The organism is Enterococcus sp. DIV1283b, assembly GCF_051710965.1.
Classification (GTDB): domain Bacteria; phylum Bacillota; class Bacilli; order Lactobacillales; family Enterococcaceae; genus Enterococcus_B; species Enterococcus_B lactis.
In genome coordinates, this window is record NZ_JBIOLR010000001.1 from 1,273,022 (window position 1) to 1,287,600 (window position 14,579).

The 14,579-nt window shown below is 40.1% G+C and carries 10 protein-coding genes; 8 read left to right on the top strand and 2 right to left on the bottom strand.

Annotation, left to right across the window (positions count from 1 at the left end; all coding sequences use genetic code 11):
* Window positions 1-54 precede the first annotated feature (54 nt).
* From rapZ to IGJ53_RS06285, 4 genes are all read left to right on the top strand, one after another.
* Complete coding sequence (gene rapZ / locus IGJ53_RS06270) at window positions 55-939, top strand: RNase adapter RapZ (protein WP_002292102.1); 885 nt, start codon at window positions 55-57, stop codon at window positions 937-939.
* Complete coding sequence (locus IGJ53_RS06275) at window positions 936-1,934, top strand: gluconeogenesis factor YvcK family protein (protein ID WP_193754153.1); 999 nt, start codon at window positions 936-938, stop codon at window positions 1,932-1,934. The genes rapZ and IGJ53_RS06275 overlap by 4 nt, the downstream gene beginning before the upstream one ends.
* Window positions 1,935-1,967: 33 nt before the next feature.
* A complete protein-coding gene (gene whiA / locus IGJ53_RS06280; protein WP_002289698.1) occupies window positions 1,968-2,903 on the top strand; it encodes a DNA-binding protein WhiA in 936 nt (311 codons plus the stop codon).
* A gap of 169 nt (window positions 2,904-3,072) precedes the next feature.
* A complete protein-coding gene (locus IGJ53_RS06285) occupies window positions 3,073-5,304 on the top strand; it encodes an excinuclease ABC subunit UvrA (protein WP_259741594.1) in 2,232 nt (743 codons plus the stop codon).
* Between the two features lie 188 nt (window positions 5,305-5,492).
* Here the strand turns inward: IGJ53_RS06285 and IGJ53_RS06290 are convergent, their stop codons facing one another.
* Window positions 5,493-6,014 carry a DsbA family protein gene (locus IGJ53_RS06290; RefSeq protein WP_259741595.1) on the bottom strand — a complete coding sequence of 174 codons (522 nt, stop codon included), beginning with the start codon at window positions 6,012-6,014 and terminating at the stop codon, window positions 5,493-5,495.
* Between the two features lie 190 nt (window positions 6,015-6,204).
* Here IGJ53_RS06290 and nifJ point away from each other — a divergent pair, with 190 nt between their 5' ends.
* The 4 genes from nifJ to glmM all read left to right on the top strand — a co-directional run bounded on the left by nifJ (window position 6,205) and on the right by glmM (window position 13,521).
* Complete coding sequence (nifJ, locus tag IGJ53_RS06295; protein WP_010732449.1) at window positions 6,205-9,897, top strand: pyruvate:ferredoxin (flavodoxin) oxidoreductase; 3,693 nt, start codon at window positions 6,205-6,207, stop codon at window positions 9,895-9,897.
* A 188-nt stretch (window positions 9,898-10,085) separates the two neighbouring features.
* A complete protein-coding gene (gene cdaA / locus IGJ53_RS06300; RefSeq protein ID WP_002287821.1) occupies window positions 10,086-10,973 on the top strand; it encodes a diadenylate cyclase CdaA in 888 nt (295 codons plus the stop codon).
* Window positions 10,970-12,142, top strand: coding sequence for a CdaR family protein (locus tag IGJ53_RS06305; RefSeq protein ID WP_010732450.1), 1,173 nt, complete (start codon window positions 10,970-10,972; stop codon window positions 12,140-12,142). The genes cdaA and IGJ53_RS06305 overlap by 4 nt, the downstream gene beginning before the upstream one ends.
* 23 nt (window positions 12,143-12,165) lie before the next feature.
* Complete coding sequence (gene glmM / locus IGJ53_RS06310) at window positions 12,166-13,521, top strand: phosphoglucosamine mutase (protein ID WP_002287824.1); 1,356 nt, start codon at window positions 12,166-12,168, stop codon at window positions 13,519-13,521.
* Window positions 13,522-13,859: 338 nt separating this feature from the next.
* On the opposite strand, the gene IGJ53_RS06315 is transcribed toward glmM, so the two are convergent.
* Window positions 13,860-14,471 (bottom strand): hypothetical protein, encoded by a 612-nt coding sequence (locus tag IGJ53_RS06315; RefSeq protein WP_002400282.1) that lies wholly within the window; start codon window positions 14,469-14,471, stop codon window positions 13,860-13,862.
* Window positions 14,472-14,579 lie beyond the last annotated feature (108 nt).

Here is a 14,579-nt window from a genome sequence, read left to right on the forward strand (position 1 = left end):
TACGCCCGGAATGATATAATTTTATTATGTACAATGTGAGAGGGGTTCGTAAATATGACAGATAATTTGCAATTAGTCATCATAACAGGTATGAGCGGTGCAGGAAAAACAGTAGCTATCCAAAGTTTTGAGGATATGGGCTATTTTTGTATCGATAATATGCCACCTCGATTGATTCCAAAATTCTGGGAATTGATCAAAGAATCAGGTAAAGTCACAAAAATGGCTTTAGGAGTAGATTTACGTTCTCGTTCCTTCTTTGAAGAAATTCAAAACATGCTGATTGAAATCGAAAATACGAACTTCATCGACACTTCTATCTTGTTTTTAGATGCTTCGGACGAAGAACTAGTTGCTCGTTACAAAGAAACAAGACGAGCGCATCCGATGGCAATGGACGGTTTGATCACTGAAGGAATCCGTAAAGAGCGGGCAATATTAGACGACTTGAAAGCACAAGCTTCCGTGATCATTGACACCACGACATTGACACCACGACAATTACGCGAAAAAATCAACGAGTCTTTCAAGTCAAAGGGAGACCAAGGATTTCGAATTGAATTTGTATCATTTGGCTTTAAATATGGGTTGCCGATTGATTCTGATATCGTGATGGATGTACGTTTTTTGCCAAATCCTCATTATATTCCAGAACTAAGACCACTAACCGGTAAAGACCAGCCAGTCTATGATTATGTGATGTCCTTTGATGAAACACAATCTTTCTACCATAAATTCTTGGATCTTCTGGAAACCGTATTACCTGGATATATCAAAGAAGGAAAAAGCAGCTTGACGGTCGCAATCGGCTGTACAGGCGGCCAACACCGTTCTGTAGCGTTGACTGAACGTTTGGCAAATGCTTTAGGGAAAACATATAAAGTCAATGTGACACATCGGGACAAGGATAAAAGGAAAGAGACGGTGAACCGGTCGTGAAAATGAAAACCTACCGGATAAGAAAACCAAAGATCGTAGTGGTCGGCGGTGGCACGGGTCTGCCGGTTATCCTAAAAAGTTTACGAAATCAGGGAGCAGATATCACGGCAGTAGTGACTGTTGCGGATGATGGTGGAAGCAGCGGCGCAATCAGAGAATCGATTGCTATGGCTCCTCCTGGTGACTTGAGAAATGTCTTAGTAGCGTTATCGGATATGCCGCAATTCTATGAAGATATTTTCCAATATCGTTTTAAAAAAGAAGATCAGTTCTTAGCCAATCATACGATCGGTAACCTGATCATTGCTGCAGTTTCCGAAATGCGAGGAAGCACATACGAGGCGATTCAATTATTAGCGAAAATGATGCATGTAGATGGACACGTCTATCCTTCTTCAGAAACGCCTTTGACCTTGCATGCGGTCTTTAAAGACGGAACGACTGCAGTAGGAGAATCTAAAATCGCGATTGATCGCAAAACGATCGATCATGTCTATGTTTGCAACACGAATGATAAAAGTGAAGCTAAAGCGGCACGAAAAGTCGTTTCAGCAATTATGGATGCCGACATGGTCGTTTTGGGTCCCGGCAGTTTATTCACTAGCATCCTTCCCAATTTAGTGATACCAGAAATTGGCGAAGCTATGATTAATACAACTGCTGAAACCGTGTATATCTGTAATATCATGACCCAAAAAGGGGAAACTGAACACTTCACCGATGCCGATCATATACGTGTCTTACACAAGCATTTGAAGCAGCCCTTTATCGACACGGTACTAGTCAATACGGAAAAAGTACCAGAAGATTATATGGACCCGGAAATCTATGATGAGTACTTAGTACAAGTCGCACATGATTTCAACGGATTGAGAAATGAAGGCTGTCGAGTGATTTCTACCGACTTTTTAGAATTGAAAGACGGTGGTGTCTTCCATGATGGAGACAAAGTGGTAGAAGAATTGTTCCGATTAGTTTTCGGTTCAAAATATTAAGCAATTTATTGTTGGAGAAAGGAGGAGAATAGGATGTCATTTGCTGCAGATGTGAAGAAAGAACTAACTGGTTTGGAAGTTCATCGAGAACATGCGAAAGCAGAATTAGCTGCTTTGTTGCGAATGAACGGCTCTTTAGGTATTGTGAACCAGCAGTTTATTTTGAACGTCCAAACAGAAAATGCTGCAATTGCCAGACGTATCTATTCTCTTTTGAAAGATCATTATCAGGTACGAAGTGAGCTACTCGTTCGTAAAAAAATGAAATTAAAAAAGAACAATGTCTATATCGTCCGCTTGAAGCAAGGCACAAAAGATGTGCTGATGGATCTTGATATTATGGATGGTATGATGTTCAATGGACACGTTTCGGACGAGATTATGGGGAATTCGCAAAAAATGCGTTCGTATTTACGTGGGGCTTTTATGGCCTCGGGTTCAGTCAATAATCCGGAAACAAGCCGTTATCATTTAGAGATATTTTCCATTTATGAACAGCATAACCAAGACATTTGCGATATGTTGAATTATTACGGACTGCATGCTCGAACGCTTGAACGACGCAATGGCTATATTTCCTATTTAAAAGGTGCAGAAAAGATTGCTGATTTCTTGACACTGATTGGTGCAACCAATTCGATGCTTCGATTTGAAGACGTACGGATCGTACGGGATATGAGAAATTCAGTCAATCGCCTAGTTAATTGTGAGACAGCAAATTTGAATAAGACGATCGATGCGGCTTCTAAACAAATCGAAAACATCGAATTGATCGAAGCAAAGGTCGGTCTGCATGCCCTTCCTGAAAAACTTCAGGAAATTGCTGAACTCCGGCTTCAGCATCCAGAAGTCAGTTTGAAAGAGTTAGGGGAAATGATTCCCTCAGGTGCGATATCCAAATCGGGAATCAATCACCGCATTCGCAAAATCAATGAATTTGCGGAAAAACTACGTGAAGAAGCAGTGTAATCCAATGTAAAAGCTGATACATGAAGCAGAGATGCGGATGTATCAGTTTTTTTATTTAACAAAATATTACTTGCTTTTCTTTTCTTCTTCTGTCAAACTATAAATCCCTATTACTGCCCGTTGTTCGCCATAGATTTGTTTAAAAATCGATTTTAAAGGAGAAACAAGGATGACAGAGTATATTGAATTGATTCATGCCCGTGAAAACAACTTGAAAAACATTGATTTGCGTATCCCAAAAAATAAAATTACTATCTTTACTGGCGTATCAGGATCTGGCAAATCTTCTATTGTTTTTGATACGATTGCACAGGAGGCGGGCAGACAGCTGAATGAGACTTTTAGTAGTTTTGCACGTAATTTTTTGCCTAAATATAGCAGACCTGATATTGATGAGATCAAGCATTTATCTACGGCTGTTTTGATCAATCAGAAGAAACTGGGAGGAAATGCTCGATCCACTTTAGGTACTGCAACGGATATCCAGGCACTTTTTCGAGTTTTATTTTCACGCTTTGCTGAACCGCCATTAGGTTATGCCAATGCGTATTCATTTAATGATCCTCAAGGTATGTGCCCTGTCTGCCAAGGAATTGGAAAAACGATAACATTGAATATCGATGCCGCCGTAGATGCGACACGCTCACTAAATGAAGGAGCAATCTTGCTTCCCAATTTCACGGTAGGGACTTGGTATTGGAAAATGTATGCAGAGACTGGTTTATTCGACCCAAACAAACCAATCTCCGAATACACATCAGAAGAATACGATCGATTATTGTATGGAAAAGCAGAGAGAATCAATATACCAAGTGCGGGAGATATGAATGTGACTTATGAAGGGATTGTCACTCGATTCATGCGAACCAATGTCCATACTGAAAAAGAAACAACGAAAAAAACAGCAAAGGTTCTGGAGACGTATACAAAGATGGACACTTGTCCAGAATGCCAAGGAAAACGTTTCTCACACGAAGTCCTAAGCTCTAAAATAAACGGTTATAATATATACGATTTGACAGCAAAAGAATTATCTTCACTATTACAAATACTAGAAACGTTAGATAACAAAGAGCGTCATCCGTTGATTGCCAGTATCAAAAAACGTATCCAAGATTTGATTGATATTGGATTAGGCTATATGACATTGACACGCGAGACTTCAAGTTTATCTGGAGGGGAATCACAGCGAGTAAAAATGGTGAAGCAATTAGCTAGCAGTTTGACTAATATAATGTATATTTTTGATGAGCCAAGTACAGGATTGCATCCTAGAGATGTCCACCTACTTAATGATTTATTAAAAAAAATTCGAGATGAAGGGAATACAGTTCTGGTAGTCGAACATGATCCTGATGTCATCAAGGTGGCCGATCATATCGTGGATGTAGGACCTTATGCTGGAAGTCACGGCGGTGAGATCATGTATACTGGGGATTATGATGGATTACTGGATTCTAGTACGTTAACGGGAAACTATTTGCGACATCAATTACCAATCAAAAAAGAAGTACGGACATTTTCAGAAACCTTCATTAGCCGCCAGAGCTCTTTGCATAATTTAAAAAATATTCGCTTAGAAATCCCTAAAGGTGTATTTACCGTTGTTTCAGGGGTAGCTGGTTCTGGCAAGAGTACATTGGTCAATCAAGTATTTTTAAAAGACTTTCCAGAGAGCCTACTTATTGATCAAAATCCAATCCATACGAACAAACGGTCAAATCCAGCTACATTCAGTGGAATCATGAATAATATTCGGAAAGCCTTTGGTAAAGAAAATCAAGTTGATGCTGGATATTTCAGCTACAATTCTAAAGGGGCTTGTCCAGAATGCAAAGGAACGGGTATAATCGAGCTTAATCTATCCTTTATGGACAAATCAGAGGTAGTTTGTTCAAATTGCCATGGGAAACGTTATGATCCAGCTGTTTTGGATTATCGTTATCGTGGAAAAAATATCGTAGAAGTTATGGATATGACCATAGAAGAAGCACTTGAATTTTTTGATGAGAAAGAGATTCAGCGAAAGCTTGAGAATCTAAAAGAAGTTGGTATTGGTTATCTGACTCTTGGACAGCCGATGGATACCTTGTCTGGCGGAGAAGCGCAAAGGCTGAGATTAGCTAATGAATTGAAAACAAATGGACAAATATACATTCTAGATGAGCCAACAACAGGACTGCATATGTCAGATGTCGAAAATGTGATTCGAATTATCAATAACTTAGTGGATAAAGGGAACACGGTCATTGTTATTGAACACAATCTCGATGTGATCCGAAGTGCTGATTGGATCATTGATCTTGGTCCAGAAGGTGGATCTGGTGGTGGAAGTATCCTTTATGAAGGGATTCCAGGAGGATTAAAGAACGCACAAACGATCACTGGAAACTATATCTGATTGAACACTGTTTAGTGGAGAGGTTGTGACAGAAGTGGTCAGCTTCAAGAAATAAGAAGGAATGTACGAAAATTGCTTCTCAAATTTTTGTGAAATTTCGGCTTATTTCCGAAGAAGCTACTTCTGGAACACCGTTTATTCAGAAAAAAGGGCTGTGACAAGACTTTTGTCACAGCCCCCTTGTTGTTTTATTTTGATTGGATCAATTCTTTTAGTTTTTCTTTTGAAATAGATTCATCAAAGATTTCTTTACCCAATATGACAGTTGGAACAAATCGAATATGTGCTTGCTCAGCTTCGTTGATGATAGCTTGGCTCAGCTGTTCGTCTTTTTGTTCTGCCAGCCCTAATTTATCTGCTGCAAAATCCGCTACTCCTTGGAGCGAAAGATGTTTCCACTCGTCTTGAGCATCGAATATTTGTTTGATCTCTTTGATTGCTTGTTGCCCATCGCTAATCGTGATATACCGGTGCATCACGTTTCCTCGCTGCAAGCTTTCTTTTTCTTTATCGAATAATTTGATCACTCGCTGCAATTGTCCGCTTTGGACGGCTTCTTCCAATAGCTCATGAGATTCTTCAAACCATTGGCGGCAATATGGGCAAGCTAAGTTGATGAATTCGATCATTTTTTTAGGAGCATCTGATGAACCATAAGTAATACCTTTTTCTGTAGTTGTTTTTGTTGCATCAATCACTGATATATCCATGTAAAAACACCTCTTTCGGTTATAGTTTACACATGTCTGATAAAAAAAGGCAACGATTTAGACTGTTTTTCTAAAAAAATGATTGAAATAGACGTATGTGAAATATTTTTCTAAATAAAAGAAAAAATGGAATATTTTACGTTATAATGGAACAGATAATAAGAGAGAATATGAACAAGGATGATGAATCATGCGAAAAATGAAAACAATGGACGGCAATACGGCAGCCGCGTATATTTCTTATGCTTTTACCGAGATTGCTGCAATATATCCGATAACGCCAAGTTCGACCATGGCTGAATTAGTTGATCAATGGTCAGCAGCAGGAAAAGAAAATGTATTTGGTCAACCAGTAAAAGTAGTGGAAATGCAGTCCGAAGCAGGAGCAGCTGGCGTGGTTCACGGTTCACTGAAAACTGGTGCGCTGACAACTACATATACCGCCTCACAAGGGTTGCTTTTGATGATACCGAATATGTATAAAATTGCTGGGGAACTACTGCCAAGTGTTTTTCACGTTGCTAGTCGGGCAGTGACGACGAATGCTTTAAATATATTTGGAGATCATGGAGACGTGATGGCTGCAAGACAAACAGGGTTTGCGATGCTAGCTGAAAGCAGTGTGCAAGAAGTGATGGATTTGGCACCTGTTGCACATCTTGCTTCCATTGAAGGTGAATTGCCTTTTTTGAATTTCTTTGATGGGTTCCGTACGAGTCACGAAATTCAAAAAATCGAAGTTTTGGAATATGAAGAATTAGCTCCTTTGATCAATCAGGAGAAATTAGCTTCTTTTCGTAAGCGAGGGATGAATCCCAATCATCCGACAGTTAGTGGCACGAACCAGAATCCAGATATTCATTTTCAACAACGGGAAACAATCAATCCGTATTATGATAAGTTACCTGCAATCGTACAAAAATATATGAAAGAGATCAATCAATTACGAGGTACTTCTTATGATCTGGTGACTTATTACGGAGCAGCTGATGCAGAAGAGGTCATTGTTTCGATGGGATCAGTTGCACAGACGATTGAGCAAACAGTTGATTATTTGAATGCAAACGGACGGAAAACAGGTTTTTTGAATATCCATCTTTATCGACCTTTTCCAGTGGAAACATTCGTGCAAAAGTTACCTCATACAGTAAAAGCAATCGCTGTTCTTGATCGAAGTAAAGAGCCAGGAGCAGGGGGAGAACCCCTTTTATTAGACGTTCAAAGTGCGTTATATGATTCTGAATTTCGCCCGGCTATTATTGGTGGTCGCTACGGATTAGGTTCGAAAGATGTGACGCCCGATCAAATCTCGGCAGTTTTTGATGAATTGAAAAAAGATCCAAGCATACGCAAAAAACGGTTCACCATAGGGATCGTGGATGATGTGACTTATCAATCTTTGGAAACAAAAGAAAGTCTGGATTTGACAGAACCGCAAACATTCCAGGCAAAGTTTTGGGGATTTGGATCTGACGGAACAGTTGGTGCAAATAAATCAGCCATCAAGATTATCGGGGATCACACAGACAAATATGCTCAAGGCTATTTTTATTATGACTCGAAAAAATCTGGCGGTCTAACTGTCTCTCATCTTCGTTTTGGAGATACACCGATACGTTCAGCGTATCTTGTCGAGCATGCGGACCTTGTTGCTTGTCACACACCAGCTTACCTGCATAGCTATGACTTGGTCAAAGGATTGAAGCCAGGTGGAATCTTTTTACTGAATACTCTTTGGAATGACGAACAATTAGAAACGCATCTGCCCATAAAATTAAAACGTTACTTGGCTGAAAATAACATTCGGTTCTATACGATCAATGCCATGAGATTGGCCCAAGAAGTTGGTTTGGGACGCCGAATCAATACGGCAATGGAAACAGCATTTTTTAAATTAGCTGACATCATTCCATTTGATGAAGTGATCCCGTTGCTAAAAGAAGAAGCACTAAAAAGCTACGGGCATAAATCAATGGCTATCGTAGAAAAAAACATACAGGCAATTGATCGGACAATCGAACTGCTTCATGAAGTTGTGATTCCAGAAAATTGGAAAACATTGGAGATGCCTGAAAAAATCAATAAAAGAAACAGGGGATATGTACAAGAAATCCTTAAGCCAGTGAATGCGCAGGAAGGGAATCATCTCTCTGTTGGTACGCTTGTAGCAAATGGAATGACAACTGGCGAAATGCCTTTAGGAACGGCTTCTGTTGAAAAGCGAGGTGTCGCTTTAGAAGTACCCGAGTGGATTAGTGATCGCTGTACGATGTGTAATGAATGTGCCTTTGTTTGTCCTCATGCTGCCATCCGTCCATTTTTAGCAGATGAAGAGGAAATGGAAGAAGCGCCAGAAGGATTTATCGTGAGAGAAATGCGAGGCGCAGACGGCGTAAAATATCGTATCCAAGTTTCAGTGGAAGACTGTACAGGTTGTGGTCTTTGCGTAGAGGCTTGTCCCGCAAAAGGCAAAGCTTTAGTAATGAAACCTTATGAAGAACAGAAAGAACAAGCTATGAATTGGGCTTTTGCAATGACGCTAAGACAAAAAGAAAATCCAGTGAAAGGGAAAAATACGGTTTTATCGACACAATTCAACCAACCGCTTCTTGAATTCTCAGGTGCTTGCTCAGGCTGTGGCGAAACACCTTATGTAAAATTATTGACACAAATGTTCGGCGATCGAATGATGATCGCGAATGCGACAGGCTGCTCTTCTATTTGGGGCGGTGCCTCTCCGGCTTCTCCTTATACGACAAACGAATGTGGTCAAGGGCCTGCATGGTCAAATTCTTTATTGGAAGATAATGCTGAATTTGGTTATGGTATGCTTCTGGCGGCACAGACTCGTCGTGAGGCTTTGGCAAATTCAATCAAAGAAGTATTGCCAAAAGTATCAGAAGAACTGCGAGAATTGATGGAAGACTGGTTGGAACATCTCTTTGAGAGTGAAGGAACGCAGCAAAGAGCAGCAAAACTGCAAGCAGCGATCGAAAACGAACGATCAATTGTCCCTGAACTGGAAGATATATACAAGAGAAGAGATCTATTCGTAAAAAACAGCCAATGGATGATTGGTGGAGACGGATGGGCTTACGACATTGGCTTTGGCGGAATCGATCATGTACTTGCCAGCGGAGCAGACGTAAATATCCTTGTTTTGGATAACGAAGTCTATTCCAATACTGGCGGTCAAACCTCAAAAGCAACACCAGCTTCGGCAATCGCTAAATTTTCAGCTAGTGGAAAATATGCTTCAAAGAAAGACTTAGGGATGATGGCGATGACATATGGGAATGTCTATGTAGCACAAATCGCTTCTGGTGCCAATCAAATGCAGACAATCAAAGCATTTGAAGAAGCAGAAAAGTATCCTGGTCCTTCTCTGATTATTGCCTATACGCCTTGTATCACACATGGTTTGCTTGGTGGAATGAAAGAATCGCTTAAAGAAGCAAAAGAAGCTGTTTCTTCTGGTTATTGGTCATTATATCGATATAACCCTGCAATGGTCGAAAAAAACAAGAAACCAATGACTTTGGACTACAAAAAACCTGATTTCTCTGCTATGCCTGATTTCATGAGGAAACAAGTTCGCTTTTCCTCGCTAGAGAACGCAAATCCAAATCTTGCAAAAGCTTTATTTGAAAAGACTGTCCAAGATGCTAAAACACGTTTTTACAACTATGCTGCACTGTCAGGAGAATTAGAAAAAATCAAGAAAAGACTTGAACCAGAAGAGTCTATTGATGTAGTCGTTAAGACGAGAAAAGAAAAAACGACGGATCTTGAAGCGGAAGAAAGAAGAGCTGCCCGAAGAGCCGCCAGAGCAGAACGACGTAAAAAAATGGAACACGTTACAGAAGAAAAAAGTGAAAAATAACAGAAAAAATGTAATGAATAATTCTCTGAGGTTTAAAAATTTTTATTCTAGAGAAAAATAAAACGCATACTTGTAATTTTCTTGAAAATTATGTGTTTTTCTCAAGAAAAATACGAGCAGATCAGCCTCTAAAATTAAAACATATGATATACTAGAGAGGAAATCTCAAAAGAGAAGAGAGGCTTTTTATGTCATTTCAAATCGGGGAACTTTTTAATTTGGACTATTGGCAGCAAATGTTTTCCGGTGACTTGTTCTCTCTGAATTTTTTGGTGAACATACTTGATATTCTGGTTGTCTGGTATCTTGTATACAAACTGATCCAACTGCTGCGAGGCACAAAAGCGATTCAGCTTCTGAAAGGTGTAGCTATTTTTATTGTTATCCGAATCGTAGCGGAAATCATTGGTTTGCACACCTTGTCTTGGCTGATGAACCAAGTCATTACGTACGGGGTGATAGCTGCTATCGTGATTTTTCAGCCGGAAATCCGGAGAGGACTGGAACATCTTGGACGCAGTTCGCTTTTCAAACAATCAAAAAGCGAACAGCAGGAAGATGAGAAGATGATTTTGTCTTTTGACAAAGCCATCCAATATATGTCCAAGCGAAAAATCGGTGCGCTGATCACTATCGAACGTCATACTGGATTAGATGAGTATATTGAGACAGGGATTGCTTTAGATGCAGATATCACTGGGGAGCTGCTGATCAATATCTTTATTCCTAATACACCGCTGCATGATGGTGCAGTTATTGTAAAAGAAGGAAAGATCGCAGTAGCAAGCGCCTATCTTCCTCTATCAGAAAGTATGTTGATCCCTAAAGAATTCGGGACTCGACACCGGGCAGCTGTCGGTATAAGCGAAGTCAGCGACGCGATCACCATCGTTGTCTCTGAAGAAACCGGGGACGTCAGCATCACGTTAGATAATGAACTGATGGCTGGCTTATCCCAGCAAGAATATTTGGCAATCTTGCGTAGAGAACTAATTGCTGAAGAGAAAACAAAAAATAAGAAAAACGTGATTCAATCTTTCCTAGACGGTATGACTAAGGGAGGGGATCGCAAATGATCTCAAAAGAGAGACGGACAAGCATTCTTTACAGTTTTATTGCATTGCTGTTCAGTATTGCACTGTACTTCAATGCAAATGGACAGTCCGTTCAAAACACGCTTTCTGGAAATGAAGCGTATAATCAAACAGTCACTGGTGTGCCGATCAAAATTTCTTATGATTCGCAACGCTATTATATCCATGGATATGAAAACACAGTGACGGTCAAACTTTCCAGTGCAAACCGAGTCCAGTTGAATGCAGAAGCAAACGAAGATACACGAATGTTTCGCATCACTGCAGATATCACTAAGCTTGGCGAAGGAACACATGAAGTTCCGCTGAAAATTCAGAACTTGAGCAGTGCTGTCAAAGCAAAGATGGAACCATCAACTATTACAGTAACGGTTGAGAAAAAGGTGACAAAAGATTTCGATGTTGAAACGTTGATCCCTTCAACGATCACACCATCTGGATATGAGCTGGATGATACTTCCGTTAGTCCTAAAAAAGTCTCTATCACTACAGGCGACAAAACATTGGCCGAAATCAAACGAGTAGTAGCTGATGTGGATGCTTCGATGGTCACGGATGATGGAATCAATAGTGAAGTGCCGATACAAGCGCTGAATGCAGCAGGAGAAATATTAAGTATCATTTCCGATCCAGTGCAAGTAACTGTGAAAGCTGATGCAATCAAACCAAGCAAGACGGTACGACTTTATGGGACGCAACAAGGAACACCGGCTGCTGGGGTCGAAAGCTATGATTTCAGTTTTTCAGACCTGGAAGCAGAAGTAAGCGGATCTAGCGATTTACTTGCATCAATCGGCGACAGTATCGCTGTACCGATTAATGTCTCAGGAATCAGTCATCGAACAACTCGTAAAATCGAAATACCAGTAGAAGAAGGACTAAGTATCAAACCTAAATCAGTCAGTGTGGAGATTACACCCGTAATGCAAACGTCAAGCAGCAGTTCCGCTTCGACGAGCAGTCGGACACAAGAAGATACAAATACAAGTATAAGCACTTCATCTGCTGATTCAGCAACGGTACCATCAACAACAACGTCCATTTCTTCTAGTTCGGGATCTGCAACAAGCAGTTCATCCACGAGTACAGAAGAAACGTCGCAAACAAGCGAATCAACACAAGTGAGCAGAACAAATTCCTCGGAAAATTAAGTTAAAGGAGTAATTTTACAACTATGGGTAAATATTTTGGAACAGACGGCGTCCGCGGTGAAGCCAACAAGGAACTTACGCCAGAACTTGCATTTAAGCTGGGACGATGCGGAGGTTATGTCCTAAGCCAGCATGAAGAAGAAGGAAAACGCCCACGCGTACTAGTGGGGCGGGATACAAGAATCTCAGGTCAAATGTTAGAAGAAGCGCTGATTTCAGGACTTTTATCGGTGGGTATCGAAGTGTTCCAACTAGGTGTGATTTCTACGCCAGGTGTTGCTTATCTGACACGGTTACAAAAAGCAAGTGCAGGAGTCATGATCTCTGCTTCGCACAATCCAGCGCAGGATAATGGAATCAAATTTTTTGGTGCAGACGGTTTTAAATTAGTAGATGATCAAGAACTAGAAATCGAAGCATTGTTGGATGCAGAAGTAGATGAATTGCCTCGTCCATCAGCTGAAGGTTTGGGAACTGTAGAAGAATTTCCAGAAGGTTTATTGAAATATTCTCAATTCCTTGTCCAAACGATCAATGGCGATCTTTCCGGTTTGACGATTTGTGTCGATGCAGCAAACGGAGCAACTTCAACAAGTGTCAATCGTTTGTTCGCTGATCTTGAAACAGACTTCTATACAATGGGCACAAATCCAGATGGTTTAAACATCAATGATGGGGTAGGTTCTACACATCCAGAACGTTTAGCTGAGATGGTCGTTGAAAAAGGAGCGGACGCTGGTCTAGCTTTCGATGGCGATGGCGATCGCATCATCGCGGTAGATGAACTTGGGAATATCGTCGATGGTGATAAAATCATGTTTATCTGTGCTAAATACTTAGCAGAAAAAAATCGCTTGAAAAAAGACACTATCGTTACAACTGTGATGAGCAACTTAGGCTTCCACAAAGCGGTAGAAGGAATCGGTCTGAAAGATGTCGTTACACAAGTAGGTGATCGTTATGTTGTAGAAGAAATGCGCAAAAACGATTATAATTTTGGTGGCGAGCAGTCTGGACACATGATTTTCTTAGATTTCAACACAACTGGAGATGGGATGCTTTCAGGAATTCAGTTGTTGAATATTATGAAACAGACGGGTAAAAAATTATCTGAGCTTGCAGCAGAGGTAACGATTTATCCGCAAAAATTAGTGAATATCCGCGTAAGTGATAAAAATGGTGCGATGGATGTTCCAGCAATTAAAAAAGTGATCGAAGAAGCAGAAGCTGAAATGGGATCAGAAGGTAGAATCCTAGTTCGTCCTTCCGGCACAGAACCATTACTTCGTGTGATGGCAGAAGCGCCTACCGATGAGAAAGTTAATTACTATGTCGATAAAATCGCGGCAGTAGTCAAAGAAGAAATCGGTCTAGATTAAGAATCTAAAATATAAGAGAAAAAGCAAAGACTAGTGACGGTTATTCGTCGCTGGTCTTTGCTTTTTCTTTTATTTAAAAACATATTGTGTAAGAAACATTATACCAATGTAAGAGATGAAAAAACTCAACATCACTAGTAAAATAGCACGTTTGCGTGCTTTATCTGCTTTTAATCCTATTTTTTTGTGGATATGATCAAGAATAATATAACTAGGAATTTGAGCCAATAGATAGACGTAATAATAGTTTTGCCCGTCCGCAATAAGGAAGTACAAAACAAGAGAAGCAACTATACTATCAAAAAAGAGAATAGACCAGCGTAAGAGCGTTAATTTTGTTACCATCGAAAATCATAGGTAGAACTCCAGCGTGCTTCGGTCAAGGTTATTCTACCAGTCCCTCTATTGCCGTTAGCATCTATTCTATCACGACAAAATCTGCTTCTTGATGCTATCGTATTCAATACCATGCCGGATAACAGAGCCGCAATAGCAACACCCACCCCTAGTAAAGTAGCTTTAGTAATGGCAGCAAGTATTCCGGAAAGTGCGACGCCAGCACTGCTTTGAACGAATAAAATATTGTAAGCAGTACGAACTGCTTGCTTACCGGCAGCTGTTTGATAAAAAATATTCCAACCCCCGTTTTGGATACGTTCGCCATAACCACTAGTCCTCATTTCTGCGCCTTCATATTTTTTAAGAAAATATTCTGCAAATGCTTTTGCCTGTTCAATGTTGTTTGTTCGGGTAATGGTTTCCAATGATCTTTTGAACGCAATGGATGCCATTTCTTTTTCCATTTCTTTATAACTATCATTTTTGTAAACATCAGGCTTGATAGTGGTAGTATCTAATTCAGAAGCAAGGGAGACGATTGCAGTAGAAGTCAGGACGAGTGAGGAAACAACAATTGTAGTGACAAAAATAATAAGCATTTTTCTTATCATAGGACAACCTCCATTTTGTTTTTGTTATAATATAAGTATAATAGTTTCTTTGTTACCCTTATATTTTATAATCATCTAATTGTTTTTGGTAGATTTGTTGCATAAGCT

Coding starts and splice junctions, on each gene's coding strand:
- glmM (WP_002287824.1), top strand. CDS start 12,166: ATGGGTAAATATTTTGGAACAGACGGCGTCCGCGGTGAAGCCAACAAG.
- nifJ (WP_010732449.1), top strand. CDS start 6,205: ATGCGAAAAATGAAAACAATGGACGGCAATACGGCAGCCGCGTATATT.
- IGJ53_RS06305 (WP_010732450.1), top strand. CDS start 10,970: ATGATCTCAAAAGAGAGACGGACAAGCATTCTTTACAGTTTTATTGCA.
- whiA (WP_002289698.1), top strand. CDS start 1,968: ATGTCATTTGCTGCAGATGTGAAGAAAGAACTAACTGGTTTGGAAGTT.
- IGJ53_RS06290 (WP_259741595.1), bottom strand. CDS start 6,014: ATGGATATATCAGTGATTGATGCAACAAAAACAACTACAGAAAAAGGT.
- rapZ (WP_002292102.1), top strand. CDS start 55: ATGACAGATAATTTGCAATTAGTCATCATAACAGGTATGAGCGGTGCA.
- cdaA (WP_002287821.1), top strand. CDS start 10,086: ATGTCATTTCAAATCGGGGAACTTTTTAATTTGGACTATTGGCAGCAA.
- IGJ53_RS06285 (WP_259741594.1), top strand. CDS start 3,073: ATGACAGAGTATATTGAATTGATTCATGCCCGTGAAAACAACTTGAAA.
- IGJ53_RS06315 (WP_002400282.1), bottom strand. CDS start 14,471: ATGATAAGAAAAATGCTTATTATTTTTGTCACTACAATTGTTGTTTCC.